Source organism: Rhizobium sp. RAF56 (genome assembly GCF_052113965.1).
Classification (GTDB): Bacteria; Pseudomonadota; Alphaproteobacteria; order Rhizobiales; family Rhizobiaceae; genus Rhizobium.
This window is the reverse complement of sequence record NZ_JBFRDU010000009.1, coordinates 171,376-187,247: the sequence shown is the minus strand read 5'-3', so window position 1 is coordinate 187,247 and position 15,872 is coordinate 171,376. Positions and strand designations below refer to the sequence as shown.

Genomic DNA, 15,872 nt, shown 5'->3' with positions numbered 1-15,872 from the left:
ATGCAAGCCGGCGCGACAATGCTTCGGTGCAGCGAGACGAGGGGTTCATCTCAAGGGACCGGAAGTCCCGAAGAACGCCGAAGGCCACGCAAATGCGGAGCCGCAAGTATTCATATCAGTGAGGTTCCGCATTTGCGTGCGCCCTCCTGCGGAGGCTTTTTGAAAAACGCGGGAGGTGCGCAATCCTCCAGCGACCGTAAACCTGCGCGCTGCAGCTCCGAACGAGAAGCGCGAAATTACAGATGCGGGTTGCGTGGCCGGTATTTCCTCACCAGTTCCTGGTTGATCTCCTTGGCGCCGGGCATATTGGCGCTGAGGTATACGGGGGGATTGCCGGACTTTGCCAATTCCGCCGCGACATCCGCAAAGAGAGCATTGAGGATCGCGGCCCCGACGGCGGTCGATACCGGACCGGTCTTCAGCGCGCTTCCCGGCAGATCGACGACCGCATCGCCCGGCGGAAGGCCGTTGTCGAAAACGATGTCGGCGAGGTCGGCAAGCCGCGTGCGGCCGTTGGCGACCGCCGCGGAATAGGCGACCGATGTCAGGGCGATGACCGTGGCGCCGAGTTCGCGGCCGTATTGCGCCGCTTCGATGGGGGCGGCATTGACGCCGGAATTCGAGGCGATGATGAGTACGTCTCCGGCCTGGATGCCATAGCGTTCGAGCATCGGGCGCACCAGGCCGGTCGTGCGCTCGTAGACCGAACTCATCACCGCGCCCTCATGCAGCATCGTCGAGCCGGCGAGCACCGGAACGGTGATCGCGAGCCCGCCGGCGCGATAGTGCACCTCTTCAGCCAGCATATGCGAATGGCCGGTGCCGAAGACATAGACGCGCCTATCGGCACGCGCGGCCTCGACGATGACGGCCGACGCCCGTGCCAGCGGCTCGGCAAGCGCCTCGCTGAGGGCGGCAAGCCTTTCGATCAGGGCGGAGAAATAAGCATTCGTAATCGCGGTCATCGTCATTCTCCCTGCGGGCGGGACGTCAGCGTCATGCCGGCTCGCCACCGAGCCAGGTCGCCCTCGCCTCGATCGCGTCGTTGATGTGGACGAGGTCGGCACGCGCGCCGGGCGTCAGGTGTCCCCGGTCGGCAAGCCGCAGAAATCGCGCCGGATAAGCCGTCGCCATGCGCAGCGCCTCGGCAAGCGGCAATTCCAGAATGTTGACGCCGTAGCGGATGGTCGCGGCCATATCGACGTCGGAGCCGGCAAGCGTGCCGTCGTCGAGCACCAGCTTCGAACAATAGCCGCCGGCGCGCCGATAGACCGTCCGGCCGTTCAGCGTGAAGCTTTGAAGGTCCGTGCCGACCAGCGACATCGCGTCGGTGACGAAGAACAGGCGGCCCTCGCCGCGCTTGGCGCGCAGCGCCATGCGAAGCGCCCGCGGATCGACATGATGGCCATCGGCGATGATGCCGCACCAGACGGCGGGGTGATCGAGCGCCGCGCCGACGAGGCCCGGGGTGCGATGGCCGAGCTGGCTCATGGCGTTGAAGAGGTGCGTGACGCCGCGCGCGCCGGCATCGAAGCGTGCGTCCGCCGCTTCGGCCGTGCAGTCGGAATGCCCAAGGCTGACGATCACGCCGCCCTCGCTCAGTGCCTGAACCTGGCGCTCCGTCACCTGCTCGGCGGCCATCGTCACCAAGAGCACGCCGATCGCCTCGCGGGCACGGATGAACACCTTGACGTCGTTGTCCTCGACGGGCCGCATGAGCTGGGCGAGATGGGCGCCTTTGCGGGCTGGCGCCAGATGCGGGCCTTCGAGATGCAGGCCGACGACGCCGCGATTGCTTTTCACCGCCTCGGTTGCCGCCTCGATTGCCGCCGCGGACGCCGCCGCCACGTCGGTTATCAGGGTCGGCAGCAGCCCCGTCGTCCCGAAAGGCCGGTGGCCCTTGGCGATCGTGTACATGGCGTCGGGCGAGGGGCCGTCGTTCAGCATCCGCCCGCCGCCGCCGTTCACCTGCGCGTCGATGAAGCCGGGAGAGAGCACGCCGCCTTCGAGTTTGACGGTCTTGGCGCTTGCCGGGACGGCATTCAAGGCGGTGATCGCCTGAACGCGGCCGTTGCCGATGACGAGCGCGCTATCGTCGTGAAACCGGTCGCCGTCGAAAATGCGGGCGCCCGTGAAGACCGTATAGTCCATCACATGGTCTCCGTCACTTTAAGAAGGTTAGCCGGCTTATCGGGATCAAAGCCCTTGCGGCGCGTGACCTGTTCAATCACGCGATAGTAGCAAAGCAGCGAAACCAAGGGATCGATCAGCCCGTTGCCGGTGGAGGGCATGCGGGTGTTGATGCCGGCAAGCGGCGTCGTGGAGAAGGGTGCCGTGGTCGCACCGAGCTTCTGCAGGCGTTCGAGCGCCTGCACGTTGTTGTTCAGGGCAGCGTCGTCCGGAAGGAAGGCGACGATGGGGAAGCCGGGCTGAACGAGACGCATCGGTCCGTGCATCAGTTCGGCGAGCGAAAAAGCCTCCGCATGCAGACCGGCGGTCTCCTTGGCCTTCAGCGCCGCCTCGAGCGCGATCGCGAATGCCGGTCCGCGACCGGTGGTATAGAGCGAAGTGGCGCTGAAAAGCACGTCCTCTACCTCACGCGTATCGATGCCGCTCGTCGCCTCCAATGCGGTCGGGAGACCGGCGAGCGCGGATGCCAGCGCGCGGCTTCCGGATATGGCTGCCGTGACGCCTGAGAGAGCCGCGACCGATGCGATGAAGGATTTCGTCGCAGCGACGCTCTTTTCGGGTCCGGCGTTGAGGCCGATCACGATGTCCGCCTGCTTCGCAAGCGGGCTGTCGGTCACGTTGACGACGGCGATCGTCGTTGCCCCGCCGCGCTTGGCGGCATCCTGCAGGGCGACGATGTCGGGGCTGGCACCCGATTGGGAGACGGTGAAATGCACACCGTTCTTCAGGTGCAGCGAGGAGCCGTAGATCGAGGCGATCGAGGGGCCGATCGATGCGACCGGAACGCCGCAGGAGATTTCGAAGAGGTATTTGAAGAAAGTGGCCGCGTGGTCGGAGGATCCGCGCGCCGCCGTGGTTACCACCGAAGGCGCGGCCGCGGAAAAGAGCTTGGCTATTTCGTCGAAGGCAGGCTTTTCCTTGTCCAGCAGGGTTGCCACCACCTCAGGCGACTGGCCGGCTTCCATCAGCATCAGGGACTGGCTCATAAATCGTCTCCAACTTTCAATTCTGTCACGAAATCATAGGCGTCGCCGCGATAATGCGAACGTGTGTATTCGACGACGCGGTCGTCTTCGAGGCGCGAGACGCGCTCGATCAACAAAGCGGGCGCTCCGGCCTTGACGTTCAGCACGGCGGCCGAGGAGGCATCCAGCGTCACCGCCGTCAGCCGCTGCAGGGCGCGCACGGGCCGAAAGCCGTTTTCCGTCAGCGCATCATAGAGCGATCCCGTGTCGGCCGCATCAACTCCGAGGAATTTCGTCGGAATCAACGCCCGCTCGATCGCAAGCGGCAGGCCGTCGGCAAGCCGCAATCGGTCGAGACGCAGCACCGTCTCATCCGCGCCGAGGCCGAGGAGAAAGGATTCCTCCGGCGCCGGCCGCGCGACGCTGCGCGACAGCACCCTGGCAGACGGCGTCCGGCCGCGCGATCGCATATCGGCCGAGAACGAGGATAGCCGCCACAGGGACTGCTCGATGCGCTCGACGCGTTGCGAAACGAAGGTGCCGCTGCCGTGCCTCGATTCCAGCGCGCCCGCCGACATCAGGTCCCGGTAAGCGGTTCTCACCGTGACCCGTCCGACCTGCAGGGCTTCCGCGAGCTCGCGCTCCGGCGGCAGCGCCGCCCCGGGCTTCAAGAGCCCTTCCTCGATCAATCCGGTCAGCGCCAGCGCCAGCCGCTTGTAGAGCGGCCCGCTCATGGCCTCGCCCCTCAAGCCGCGACTGCCGAGTTCGGCGATCAGATTGGTTTTATCCATGGCTGTGAATTAGAACCTATTTGGAACCAGTTGGCAAGTATGACCACAGAAAAAGCCCCGCTCGTGGTGCCGGCTTAAACTGTTGACAAACTCCACCGGCTTACGGGACTGCGCCGCTATCCGCCGTCACCCCGGACTCGATCCGGGGTCCAGCGCGCGCAAGTCCTTGCGCGCAAAAGACTCTTTCGCGCCGCCGACGCGGCGCGGCTGGATCCCGGCTCAAGGCCGGGAAGACGGAGAGAACGGACGCGCTCGCAAAAAAAAAGACTGCTTTGTCAGCAAGCGACCTGGGCTCATGGAGCCCGGCTTAAAAGAGAATATGCTCAGCTTCGCGTGAATATGTAGTCCGTCTCCTGCCGCAGTACTTCGCCGGGACGCAGTACCGCTCTCGGGAAACCTTCATGGTTGATGGCATCAGGCCATACCTGGGTTTCGAGGCAGAAGCCGGCGAAGGGGCCGTATTTGCGGCCTTCGAGGCCGGGGACGGGAACGTTGAGTTTGAAGGCAGCGTAGAACTGGACGCCGGGCTCGGTGGTGCGCACCTCGAGCGCTACGCCGGAATTGACACTGCGGGCGAGCACCACGCTGCGCTTGGCTGTGCGCTCGCGCGACAGGCAGAAATTGTGGTCGTAGAGCGCCTGTTCGCCGTCATGGAAACGCTTCATCGGCGACATCTCCCGGAAGTCGAAGGCAGTGCCCTCGACGGGGCGCTCTTCGCCGGTCGGTATCTGCTGCTCGTCGGTCGGCAGATAGTGGTCGGCCGCAATCATCAGGTCGTGGCCGAGTGCCGTCTCCTCGCCGTCGAGATTGAAGTAGGCGTGCTGGCAGACGTTGGCGAGCGTCGGCTGATCGCTGATCGTCTCGTAGGTGACCGAGAGCTCGCCATCGCCGTGAACCCAATAGGTCGCCTGGATGGTGCAGTTGCCGGGATAGCCGGCGCGGCCGTCGGGATCGACGATCTTCAGGATGACGCGATCGGTGTCGTGCTCGACGATGGTCCAGTTGCGCTTGGCGACGTTGTCGCTGCCGCCATGCAGATGCGTGACGCCCTTTTCGTTGCGTTCCAGCTGATAGGCCTTGCCGTCGAGCGTGAAGCGTCCGCCGGCGATGCGGTTGGCGCAACGGCCGGGCGTGGCTCCGAAATAGGAGGAATGGTGCAGGTAGTCGTCGAAATTGTCGAAGCCGAGCGTCAACGGCGGCGCGTGCCCCGCAAGCCTGAGATCCTGGATGACCGCGCCCCAGCTAAGCACATGCGCGGTTAGCCCGCCGCCGGCGATCTTGACACGGTGCACCGTTTTGCCGTCCGCGGTCTTGCCGAATACTTCCCGTTCCAAAGTCGCCTTAGCCATCGCCGCTGTCCGTTCGTCGCTGAATACTGGATGGCAGACCCTGCCTCCATTTGTCGCAATCCGCAATCGCCTGAGGAAGAGAAATTCTGCCTGACAACGGGTCGCCCAACGCGGCTGCCCTCAGCGCGAAAGTTCCCGCGTCGCGCGCTCGAGCCCGCCGAGTGTCAGCGGATACATGCGCCCACCCAGGAGATTGCGGACGAGCGATATCGAGTTGGTGCCGCCCCAATAGTCCTCGGGAACCGGATTGAGCCAGACACAGCGGCGGAAATGATCGGTCACGCGATTGAGCCAGATGCCGCCCGCCTCAGGGCTCCAATGCTCGACCGAACCGCCGACATGGGTGATCTCGTAGGGGCTCATCGAGGCATCGCCGACAAATAAGACGCGATAGTCCGAACCGAAGGTGCGCACGAGGTCCGTGGTTGCGGTCACGTCGACGCGCCGGCGGCGATTGTCCTTCCATACGCCTTCGTAGATGCAATTGTGGAAGTAGAAATATTCCATATGCCGGAATTCGGACCGTGCGGCCGAAAAAAGCTCCTCGACGACGCGAATATGACCGTCCATCGAGCCGCCGACATCGAAAAACATCAGGAGTTTTACGGCGTTGCGCCGCTCCGGCCGGGTCTTGACGTCGAGATAGCCATGCTCGGCGGTCGAGCGGATCGTGCCTGAAAGATCCAGTTCGTCGGCGGCTCCCTCGCGCACCCAGCGACGCAGCCGCTTTAGCGCCACCTTGATATTGCGCGTTCCGAGCTCGACATTGTCGTCGAGGTTCTTGAAGTCGCGCCGGTCCCAGACTTTGACCGCGCGGCGGTGGCGGGAGGTCTCCTGGCCGATGCGCACGCCTTCGGGATTGTAGCCATGGGCGCCGAACGGCGATGTTCCAGCCGTGCCGATCCATTTCGATCCGCCTTGGTGGCGGCCCTTCTGCTCGGCGAGACGCTGCCGCAAGGCCTCCATCAGCTTGTCGAAGCCGCCGAGCGCCTCAATGAGCCTCTTCTCCTCGTCCGTCAGATGCTTCTCGGCGAGTTTGCGCAGCCAGTCTTCCGGGATCGGCACCGCTTCCGTCCCGGCGCCGCCGCCGATCGCCTCGACACCCCTAAAATAGGCGGCGAAGACCTGGTCGAAGCGATCGATGAAGCGCTCGTCCTTGACGAGCGTCGCGCGCGCCAGATAGTAGAACGCCTCGACATCGTCGTCGGCGATCCCTTTCTCCATTCCTTCCAGAAGCGACAGGAATTCCCGCAGCGTTACCGGGATCTTCGCTTCCTTCAGCTTTAGGAAGAAGGGGATGTACATGACGTCAGTCCCTGTCGGTGCCGATCTCTTCCAGGTCGTAGGGCGTGGTCTGGTAAATCTCGTTGATCCAGTTGCCGAAGAACAGATGCGCGTGGCTGCGCCAGCGATTTTGCGGCGGCAACTCCACGTCGTTGTGCGGGAAATAGTTGTGCGGCATCTTGATCGGCGTCCCCGCGTTCACGTCGCGGAAATACTCGTCGGCAAGCGACGTCGAGTCGTATTCGACGTGGTTGAACATGTAGAGCCGGTTGCAGGCCTGCTCCCGCACCAGGCAGGGGCCCATTTCGGTGGATTCCATCAGGATTTCGAGGCTCGGCTGCTTTTCGATGTCGGTACGGCGCACTTCCGTCCAGCGCGACACCGGAATGGCGAAATCGTCCGAAAAGCCGTTGAGGTAGACCGACGCCGGCTTGAGGTTCCTGTGCGTATAGACGCCAAAGGCTTTCTCCTTCAGCGTATGTTTCGGCACCCCATGGAAATGGTAGATTGCCGCCATCGCGCCCCAGCAGACGTTGAGCGTCGAGTGCACATTGGTCGCGGTCCAGTCGAAGATCTGCCGCATCTCGTCCCAGTAGCTCACCTCCTCGTAGTCGAGGAGCTCGATGGGGGCGCCGGTGATAATGAAGCCGTCGAACTTGCGGTGCCTGATTTCATCCCATGTCTGGTAGAAGGAGAGCAGATGATCCTCGGAAGTATTCTTGGCCTTGTGGCCGCCGATGCGCACCAGCGACAGTTCGACCTGTAGCGGCGAGGCGCCGACAAGGCGCGCCATCTGCACTTCGGTCTTGATCTTGTTCGGCATGAGATTGAGCAGGCCGATCTGCAGGGGCCGGATATCCTGACGGATCGCGACCGTTTCCGTCATCACCCGCACGCCCTCGTTGAGAAGGGTTTCGAAGGCGGGCAGCGTATCGGGAATCCTGATGGGCATGGCTATACTCGACAAATGCAAAAAACCGGCCGCGAAAAAATCGCTACCGGTCCGCACGCGGCCCTTTAGCGAGTTGTTTAACGTGGCTGCAAGCCGGCCGGCCAAATCACCACGGGCCTTAAATAGCGCCGGATTGGCGCAAAATCAACCGGGCGCGGGGAGCGGCTGTTACTGCCTGCGCGCCATGAAGGCGAGCCGCTCGAAGAGGTGCACATCCTGCTCGTTCTTGAGCAATGCGCCGTGCAGCTTCGGCAGCGCGTTTTTCGCGTCGGCGCCGAGCGTCAAAGGGTCGACATCGTCGGCGACCAGCAGCCGGATCCAGTCGAGCGCCTCCGAGGTCGACGGCTTCTTCTTCAGGCCCGGCACGTCGCGGATCTCGAAGAAGCGGGTCAGGGCGGCGCTGACCAGGGAACGCTTGATGCCGGGATAATGCACTTCCACGATCTGCGACAGCGTTTCGGCATCGGGAAAGCGGATGTAGTGAAAGAAGCAGCGGCGCAGGAATGCGTCCGGCAGTTCCTTCTCGTTGTTGGACGTGATGATGACGATGGGGCGATGGAGCGCGCGGATGGTTTCGTCCGTCTCGTAGACATGAAACTCCATCCGATCGAGTTCCTGCAGCAAATCATTCGGGAATTCGATATCCGCCTTATCAATCTCGTCTATCAGCAGTACGCATTTTTGGGGTGTCGTGAAGGCCTGCCAGAGCTTTCCTTTTCGGATATATTGGGACACGTCGTTGATTCGAGCGTCGCCGAGTTGGCTGTCGCGCAAGCGCGAGACTGCATCATACTCGTAGAGGCCCTGCTGGGCCTTGGTGGTCGATTTGACGGCCCATTCGATGAGGTCGAGGCCGAGGGCGGCGGCGACTTGGCGCGCGAGTTCCGTCTTGCCGGTTCCCGGTTCTCCCTTGACGAGGAGCGGACGCTCCAGCCGGATCGCGGCGTTGACGGCGACCATGAGATCCTTGTCGGCGATGTATTGAGACGTGCCTTTAAACTGCATTGGAAGGTTTTCCTAACGTTTGGGGCGCAAGCTAGCGATCTGAGGAGTACGGTTCAAGGGCTAAGAACCGCAGGCGCGGATGCGCTTCTGGGGGGCATGGATGGACATGCGGGTTGGCCATGAGTATGTGAGTGGGAGAGCGTTGCAGGAAAGCGTGATGGCCGTTGATACCAAAGGCAAGCCCGGCATTCTTAAAAGTGATCGCGTTGGTTACGATCTGAGTGTCTTATCTCGCCTGAAAATGATGTTCTCGGCCTTCTGGAATTCTCCCGTTCGCCTCAAGCTGATCGCACTGGTGGTCGCACTGCTGGCCGTCATTCTGTTGACGGCCTACGTCCAGGTGATGCTGAACGAATGGAACGCGCCGTTCTACGATTCACTGGCGCGACGCGACGGCTCCGAGTTCCTTCATCAGCTCGGCGTCTTCGGCATCATTGCCGGCTCGCTACTGGTCCTCAATGTGATCCAGGCCTGGTTCAACCAGATGGCAGCGCTCTACATGCGCGAAGGTCTGGTGCGCGATCTCGTCAATCAATGGCTGCAGGCCAAGCGCGCGCTCAGGCTCGCCGCCTCCGGCCTCATCGGCGTCAATCCCGACCAGCGCCTTCACGAAGATGCGCGGCTGCTGTCCGAGAGCACGACCGGGCTTGCCATCGGGCTCGTGCAGTCGACGATCCTGCTTGTCAGCTTCATCGGCGTGCTCTGGGAGCTGTCGAGCGGTTTCATCTTCCATCTTTACGGCAGAAGCTTTTCCATCCCCGGCTACATGGTCTGGGCGGCGATCCTCTACGCCGCGTCCGCGTCGTTCCTCAGCCAACTCGTCGGGCGCCGGCTCGTGCGGCTCAATGCCGATCGCTACTCCAAGGAGGCGGAGCTGCGCTTTTCGCTGATGCACGCCAGCGAGAACATGGCGGCAATCACGGTCGCGGGCGGCGAGGAAAACGAGCGCCGGCGCATCAATACCGATATCTCCTCCGTGCTGTCAGTCATTCGCCAGCTGGCGATCGCCAACACCAACCTGACCTGGGTGTCGGCAAGCTATGGCTGGATGGTGCTCGTCATCCCGATCCTGGTCGCCGCGCCCGCCTATTTCACTGGCGGCCTCACCTTCGGCCAGCTGATGATGGTGGTCGGGGCGTTCAACCAGGTGAACACCGCGCTTCGCTGGTATGTCGCGAATTTCGGGCCTATCGCCGAATGGCGTGCGACGCTGATGCGCGTGACCGACTTTCGCCAGGCGCTGCTGGAGATGGATACGGGTGCACAGCCTGCCAACACCATCGCCGTCGACCAGTCCGATCCCGGCAAGCTGACGCTTGAAGATCTCGTCGTTTCGACCAGGAGCACCGAGGATATCGCCGAAAACGGTTTCCGCATTCGCGAGGGAACCGTGACGATCAACGAAGGCGAGCGGATCATGGTCAACGGCGACCACGGCGTGAACAGGAAGCTTCTGTTCCAGGCGTTGGCCGGATTGTGGCGCTGCGGCAGCGGCAAGATCGACCTCCCTTCGAGAGAGAGCATGCTCTTCGTCCCGCACACCGCCTATGTGCCCGGCGGCACGTTGCGCGAGGCGGTGGCTTTCCCCGAGGATCTGAGCACCTATCCCGACGCGGACGTCGAAGCGGCGATAGAAAAGGTCGGCCTCGGACGCCTGAAGGGCAAGCTCGATACGCGTGCCCGCTGGGACCGTACGCTCGATGCCGACGAACAGAAGGCCGTCGCCTTTGCCCACGCGCTGCTCGCCCAGCCGCGCTGGATGATCCTCGACGAGACGCTGGAGGGCCTCGAGCCCGACATTCAGCAGCGCTTTGTTCAACTGCTTGCCGGCATGAAGAACACCACGACGATCTATATCGGACGTTCCGAAGCCTATCTTTCGGCTCTGTCGCCGCGCGTCCTGCATCTGCAGGCACTCGTCCCGCCACCTCCGGCGCCGCTTTCCTCCACCCGGCATACGCCGGCACAGACACCGTCGGCCGCCGGCAAGACCAAGCCGATGTCCATCTCCTCCTCCGCACCGCGCAGCCGCGCCGTGAGCGGGCGGCGCTGATCCAACTCGCACATCTTTGAAGCTGACCTGATCGCGCCTGCCCAAGAGGGCTATGCGCGAGGCTCAAATGTCGTCAGGCCGGCTGCGCGACGGGGTTCGAGCGGCGGTCGAGGGCGCCGCTCAGGATGGTGAGGGCAAGGGCGCCGCCGACCAGCAGGGCGCCGACCCAGGGCGTGGCGCCAAGGCCGAGCGGCGATTGCACCACGAGGCCGCCGATCCACGCGCCGCCGGCAATGCCGAGATTAAAGGCTGCAATGTTCAAGGCAGAGGCGACGTCGACCGCGGCGGGGCGGAACTGCCTCGCCAGCTGAACGACATAGAGCTGCAGGCCCGGCACGTTGGCGAACGAGAGGAAGCCGAGGGCAGCGAGCGTCGGGATGGCGAGCCATGGCGAGGGCGCGGTAATGCTGAAGAGGACGAGCACCAGCGCCTGCAGCAGAAACAACCCGGTCAGCGCCTTGACGGGGCTGCGGTTGGCCAGCCGGCCGCCGACGATGTTGCCGATCGCGATCGCGACGCCATAAAGCATCAGGATGAAGCTGACGGAGGATGCGGCAAAGCCGGTGATCTCCTGCAGCATCGATGCCAGGAAGGTGAAGGTGACGAAGGTGCCGCCGTAGCCGAGCGCGGTCATGGCAAAAACGATGAGCAGGCGACCGCTTCCGAGCACACGAACCTGCTCGATCATGCCCGCCGGCGGTGCCTTCTTCAGATTGTTCGGCAAGAGCAGGGCAATGCCCGCGAGCGCGACCATGCCGAGCCCTGCCACAGCGGCGAAGGTGGCGCGCCAGCCAAACGTCTGGCCGATGAACGTACCAAGTGGAACGCCGGTCACGATCGCGACGGTCAGGCCCATGAACATCATGGCGATCGCCGAAGCGCGGCGGTTCTGCGGCACGAGATCCGCGGCGATGGTGGAGCCCACGGAGAAGAAGACGCCATGCGCGAAGGCCGAGAGCACGCGGGCGACCAGCAACATGGGATATCCGGTGCTCAACGCCGCCATGCCGTTGCCGGCAATGAACAGGGCCATGAGGCCAAGCAACAGGCCCTTGCGCTCCAGATTGCCGGTCAGCGCCGTCAGCACCGGCGCGCCGAAGGTGACGCCGAGCGCATAGACGCTGACGATGAGGCCAGCGAGCGGCAGGGTGATGTGAAGATCGGAAGCAACGGTCGGCAGCAGGCCGACGATGACGAATTCCGTTGTCCCGATCGCATAGGCCGCGATGGTCAGCGCAAATAGCGCCGGCGGCATGGCAGACATATTTTTTCCGGCCATTCTCAGGCTCCTTGAAAGGATGGTTGAGCGCCCGGCGCTCGACCGGATCGTGCCGTCTATATGGCTCGCCGCGATTGGCTTGATAATGCCATGGAATGGAACGATACTCGTGAATGTATTTCACGAAGAGGATACAATCATGGACAACCGCGCAGGCGAGATGGAGATCTTTGTCGAGGCGGTGCGGCAAAAAAGCTTCGCCAACGCGGCACGAGCGCTGCAACTGTCGCCGTCGGCCGTCAGCAAGGTGGTCACGCGGCTTGAGGCGCGGCTCGGTGTGCGGCTGTTGATGCGCTCCACCCGTGCGCTGCAACTGACCGCGGAGGGGGATCTCTATCTCAGGCAAGCGGCCCGCATCCTCGAAGACATAGACGAGGCCGAGCGGATGGTGGCGTCAGGCGCCGCTGCCGTGCCGCGCGGGCTTCTCCGGGTAAGTTCGACCGTCGGCTTCGGTACGCGCCATGTCGTGCCGTTGGTGCCGGATTTTCTGGCGCGCTATCCGGAGATCCAGCTTGATCTGTCGCTGAGCGACGGCGTAATCGACCTCTTGGGCGAGCGTACGGACGTTGCCATCCGGGCGGGGTTGCTGCGCGATTCCGGGCTGAAAGCGCGAAAACTGACCGAAAATCGCCGGGTATTGGTCGCGTCTCCGGCCTATCTGGCCGCACGCGGCCGTCCGCAGCGGCCGCAGGACCTTGGGGACCACAATTGCCTCGGCTACAATTTCAGCCAGGCGCTCGGCCTATGGCCTTTCCGCGATCCTGACAGCGGTCAGCGGATCGAGGTGCCGGTGAGCGGCAATTTTCAGACCAACAACGGTGCGACGGTGCGCCAGCTCGCGCGCGCCGGCCTCGGCATAGCCCGCATCGGCCGCTTTCATGTCCAGCAGGATATCGAGGAGGGAAAGCTCATCGCGCTTCTGGAGGCATGGAAACCGGGGGACCGCGAGCCGATACACGCCGTGTTTCTCGGCCATGCCCACCTCGCGATGCGTATTCGCGCCTTTATCGATTTTCTGGTCGAACGGATACCGGCTCAGACCGGAGAGGATTGAGCCCGTCAAACAAAAACGCCCCGAACACGAGCGTTCGAGGCGTTTTGAAACAGCTGCGGTCTGTCGCGCGGATCAGTCCTTGGCGCGCTCGACGTAGGAATTGTCTTCCGTCATGATCACGACGCGGGTGCCGGCGTTGATGTGTGGCGGCACCATGGTGCGCACGCCGTTCGACAGCATGGCGGGCTTGTAAGACGAGGACGCGGTCTGGCCCTTGACGACCGGTTCCGTCTCCGTGATCTCAAGCGTGACGTGGCGCGGCAGTTCCATAGAGAGCGCAATGCCTTCATGCATCGAGAGGATGACGCTCATGCCTTCCTGCAGATAGGCCTTGTCATCGCCGACGGTGTCGGCGCCGACCGCGACCTGGTCGTAGTTCGCCGGGTTCATGAAGTGGAAGCCTTCGCCATCTTGATAGAGATACTGGAACGTGGTGTCCTCGACGAAAGCGCGCTCGACCTGTTCCGTGGTGCGCCAGCGCTCCGCCACCTTCACGCCGTCGACGATGCGGCGCATATCGACCTGGGTGACCGGGGTGCCCTTGCCGGGGTGAAAGTTCTGCGCGGTGAGGACGACGTAAAGCTTGCCGTCGACATCGAGAACGTTGCCCTTGCGGACGGAAGAGGCGATGACCTTGACCATAAGACTTCCTTGTAACTCTGCTTGCGGCGGCGTAGATGAGGCCTGAACATTCCCCCATAAGCGCGCGCGTGGTTTTTCCTTGGGGGCGGCACTAACCTAAAATCGCGGAAATAGCCAGCCTCGTGTTGGCGCTCGCGGCGAAGAAAGCTGCAATGACGGCAACGACGATAAAGGCATCTCCTTGGTGGACCCGCAGCGTCCATGCGGATCGACGCCCGTTCCTCATCGGCCGCAATGCCATCCAGGCGGCGCTGCGCGGCTACTTCGCCTCGCGCGATTTCGTCGAGGTGGACACCGCGACGCTGCAGGTCTCGCCCGGCAACGAGGCGCATCTCCACGCCTTCGCCACCGAAGCGCTGACCACGGACGGACGGCCGGCGCCGCTCTATCTCCACACCTCGCCGGAATTCGCCTGCAAGAAGCTGCTCGCCGCCGGCGAGACGCGCATCGCCTGCTTCGCCCATGTCTATCGCAACCGTGAGCGCGGGCCGTTGCATCACCCCGAATTCACCATGCTGGAATGGTATCGGGCCGGAGAGCCCTACGAGAAGCTGATGGCTGACTGCGCCGAGATCCTGGCGCTCGCCGCCGAGACCGCGGGCGCCAGGCAGCTGACCTATCGCGGCGCGACGACCGACCCGCTCCTTGAGCCGGAGCGGCTTAGTGTTGCCGCGGCCTTCGATCGCTATGCCGGTGTCGATCTCCTTTCCTCGGTTGCAGCCGACGGCACGACCGATCGTGACCATCTGGCGGCCGAGCTATCGCGGGTTGGCATGCGGGTTGCGGAAGACGACGGCTGGGCCGATCTTTTCAGCCGCGTGCTGGTCGAGAAGATCGAGCCGCATCTGGGTTTCGGTCGCCCGACCATCCTTGACGAATATCCGGTCTCGGAAGCGGCACTTGCCCGCCCCGCAGCCCATGACCGCCGTGTGGCCGAGCGTTTCGAGCTCTATGCCTGCGGCGTCGAGCTCGCCAATGCCTTCGGCGAGCTTACCAATTCGGTTGAGCAGCGCCGACGTTTCGAGATCGAAATGGCGGAAAAGGCGCGCATCTACGGCGAAATCTACCCGCTCGACGAGGATTTTCTGGCAGCGCTTGCCTCCATGCCTCAAGCGAGCGGTATCGCACTCGGCTTCGACCGGCTGGTGATGCTGGCGACCGGCGCTTCGCGCATCGATCAGGTGCTCTGGGCGCCCGTCGCGGAGACCGACCGATGAACGCTCGCCGCGCCATCCGCAGCGTCGAGGATATGCAGAAGGCAGGTCTTGTCGATGGCGCTTCGGTCGCGTCGCTCGACGCCGTCGCGGCGCGTTATGCGATCGCGCTGACGCCGACGGTGAGCCGGCTGATCGATCGCTCCGATCCGCACGATCCGATCGCCCGTCAGTTCGTACCCGACCCCGCCGAACTGCTGGTCGCTCCAGAAGAGCGCGCCGATCCGATAGGTGACGCAGCGCACAGCCCCGTCGAGGGCATCGTTCACCGTTATCCAGACCGTGTGCTCCTGAAGGCCGTGCATGTCTGTCCGGTCTATTGCCGCTTCTGCTTCCGCCGCGAAATGGTCGGGCCGCAGGGGCTCGGCACGCTGGACGAGGCCTCGCTTGCCGCTGCTTTCGACTATATCCGTCAGCATGACGAGATCTGGGAAGTGATCCTGACCGGCGGCGACCCGCTGATCCTCTCGCCCCGGCGGCTGGAACAGATGCTGCGGGAGCTGGCGTCCATCGATCACGTGAAGATCGTACGCTTCCATACGCGGGTGCCGGTGGTGGATCCTGAGAAGGTCGATGCCGCCCTGATCGATGCGTTGAAGGCGAGCGGCAAGACCACCTATGTGGCACTCCACGCCAATCACCCGCGCGAGTTGACGCCCGAGGCACGCGCGGCTTGCGGGCGGCTCGTCGATGCCGGCATCGTCATGGTTAGCCAATCGGTCCTGCTGAAAGGCGTCAACGACGATCCGGATGTGCTGGCATCGCTGATGCGTGCTTTCGTGGAGGCGCGGATCAAGCCCTACTATCTGCACCACCCCGACCTTGCACCCGGCACCAGCCATTTCCGTCTTTCCATCGAGGAAGGCCAGACGATCGTCTCGGCCCTGCGCGGCCGCATTTCCGGCCTCTGCCAGCCTGCCTACATCCTCGATATTCCCGGTGGGCATGGCAAAGCGGTGATTGGAGAAGGGTCTGTCCGGCAGATCGGCGAAGGCTGCTACTCCGTGTCGGACTATCGCGGTGGGCAGCACATCTATCCGCCGGTTGAATAGTGCCGCACGCATGGATCGCCTGTTCCATTGCGGGGCGCGTTA

14 protein-coding genes and 1 riboswitch are annotated in these 15,872 nt (G+C 63.4%); of the genes, 4 read left to right on the top strand and 10 right to left on the bottom strand.

What is annotated here, in order from left to right:
• Positions 1–236 precede the first annotated feature (236 nt).
• From AB4048_RS10320 to AB4048_RS10285, 8 genes are all read right to left on the bottom strand, one after another.
• Positions 237–965, bottom strand: coding sequence for an SIS domain-containing protein (locus AB4048_RS10320; RefSeq protein ID WP_442201854.1), 729 nt, complete (start codon positions 963–965; stop codon positions 237–239).
• 31 nt (positions 966–996) lie between these two features.
• On the bottom strand, positions 997–2,151 hold the full coding sequence (gene nagA / locus AB4048_RS10315; protein WP_442201853.1) for an N-acetylglucosamine-6-phosphate deacetylase: 1,155 nt from the start codon (positions 2,149–2,151) through the stop codon (positions 997–999).
• The gene (locus AB4048_RS10310; protein ID WP_442201852.1) at positions 2,151–3,176 is read right to left on the bottom strand and encodes an SIS domain-containing protein; all 1,026 of its coding nucleotides are present in this window, start codon (positions 3,174–3,176) and stop codon (positions 2,151–2,153) included. Before AB4048_RS10310 ends, nagA begins: the two co-directional genes overlap by 1 nt.
• Complete coding sequence (locus tag AB4048_RS10305) at positions 3,173–3,946, bottom strand: GntR family transcriptional regulator (RefSeq protein WP_442201851.1); 774 nt, start codon at positions 3,944–3,946, stop codon at positions 3,173–3,175. Before AB4048_RS10305 ends, AB4048_RS10310 begins: the two co-directional genes overlap by 4 nt.
• A gap of 323 nt (positions 3,947–4,269) precedes the next feature.
• Positions 4,270–5,295: an aldose epimerase family protein gene (locus AB4048_RS10300; RefSeq protein WP_442201850.1), complete on the bottom strand. Its 1,026-nt coding sequence runs from the start codon at positions 5,293–5,295 to the stop codon at positions 4,270–4,272.
• Between the two features lie 120 nt (positions 5,296–5,415).
• On the bottom strand, positions 5,416–6,600 hold the full coding sequence (locus tag AB4048_RS10295) for a vWA domain-containing protein (protein WP_442201849.1): 1,185 nt from the start codon (positions 6,598–6,600) through the stop codon (positions 5,416–5,418).
• Positions 6,601–6,604: 4 nt separating this feature from the next.
• Positions 6,605–7,531, bottom strand: a complete 927-nt coding sequence (gene metA / locus AB4048_RS10290; RefSeq protein ID WP_442201848.1) for a homoserine O-acetyltransferase MetA — start codon at positions 7,529–7,531, stop codon at positions 6,605–6,607.
• A gap of 45 nt (positions 7,532–7,576) precedes the next feature.
• Positions 7,577–7,654, bottom strand: a riboswitch (SAM riboswitch).
• 45 nt (positions 7,655–7,699) lie between these two features.
• The gene (locus AB4048_RS10285) at positions 7,700–8,536 is read right to left on the bottom strand and encodes an AAA family ATPase (protein ID WP_442201847.1); all 837 of its coding nucleotides are present in this window, start codon (positions 8,534–8,536) and stop codon (positions 7,700–7,702) included.
• 157 nt (positions 8,537–8,693) lie between these two features.
• Between AB4048_RS10285 and AB4048_RS10280 the strand changes: the two genes are divergently transcribed.
• Complete coding sequence (locus AB4048_RS10280) at positions 8,694–10,589, top strand: ABC transporter ATP-binding protein/permease (protein ID WP_442201846.1); 1,896 nt, start codon at positions 8,694–8,696, stop codon at positions 10,587–10,589.
• 73 nt (positions 10,590–10,662) lie between these two features.
• Here the strand turns inward: AB4048_RS10280 and AB4048_RS10275 are convergent, their stop codons facing one another.
• The gene (locus tag AB4048_RS10275; protein ID WP_442201863.1) at positions 10,663–11,844 is read right to left on the bottom strand and encodes an MFS transporter; all 1,182 of its coding nucleotides are present in this window, start codon (positions 11,842–11,844) and stop codon (positions 10,663–10,665) included.
• A 163-nt stretch (positions 11,845–12,007) separates the two neighbouring features.
• Between AB4048_RS10275 and AB4048_RS10270 the strand changes: the two genes are divergently transcribed.
• Entirely contained in the window at positions 12,008–12,922 is a 915-nt protein-coding gene (locus AB4048_RS10270) for a LysR family transcriptional regulator (protein ID WP_442201845.1), read from the top strand.
• A gap of 72 nt (positions 12,923–12,994) precedes the next feature.
• On the opposite strand, the gene efp is transcribed toward AB4048_RS10270, so the two are convergent.
• A complete protein-coding gene (gene efp / locus AB4048_RS10265) occupies positions 12,995–13,564 on the bottom strand; it encodes an elongation factor P (protein ID WP_442201844.1) in 570 nt (189 codons plus the stop codon).
• A 152-nt stretch (positions 13,565–13,716) separates the two neighbouring features.
• Between efp and epmA the strand changes: the two genes are divergently transcribed.
• Both epmA and AB4048_RS10255 read left to right on the top strand, forming a co-directional pair.
• Positions 13,717–14,781: an EF-P lysine aminoacylase EpmA gene (gene epmA, locus AB4048_RS10260; RefSeq protein WP_442201843.1), complete on the top strand. Its 1,065-nt coding sequence runs from the start codon at positions 13,717–13,719 to the stop codon at positions 14,779–14,781.
• Positions 14,778–15,830 (top strand): lysine-2,3-aminomutase-like protein, encoded by a 1,053-nt coding sequence (locus tag AB4048_RS10255; protein ID WP_442201842.1) that lies wholly within the window; start codon positions 14,778–14,780, stop codon positions 15,828–15,830. The genes epmA and AB4048_RS10255 overlap by 4 nt, the downstream gene beginning before the upstream one ends.
• Positions 15,831–15,872: the final 42 nt, after the last annotated feature.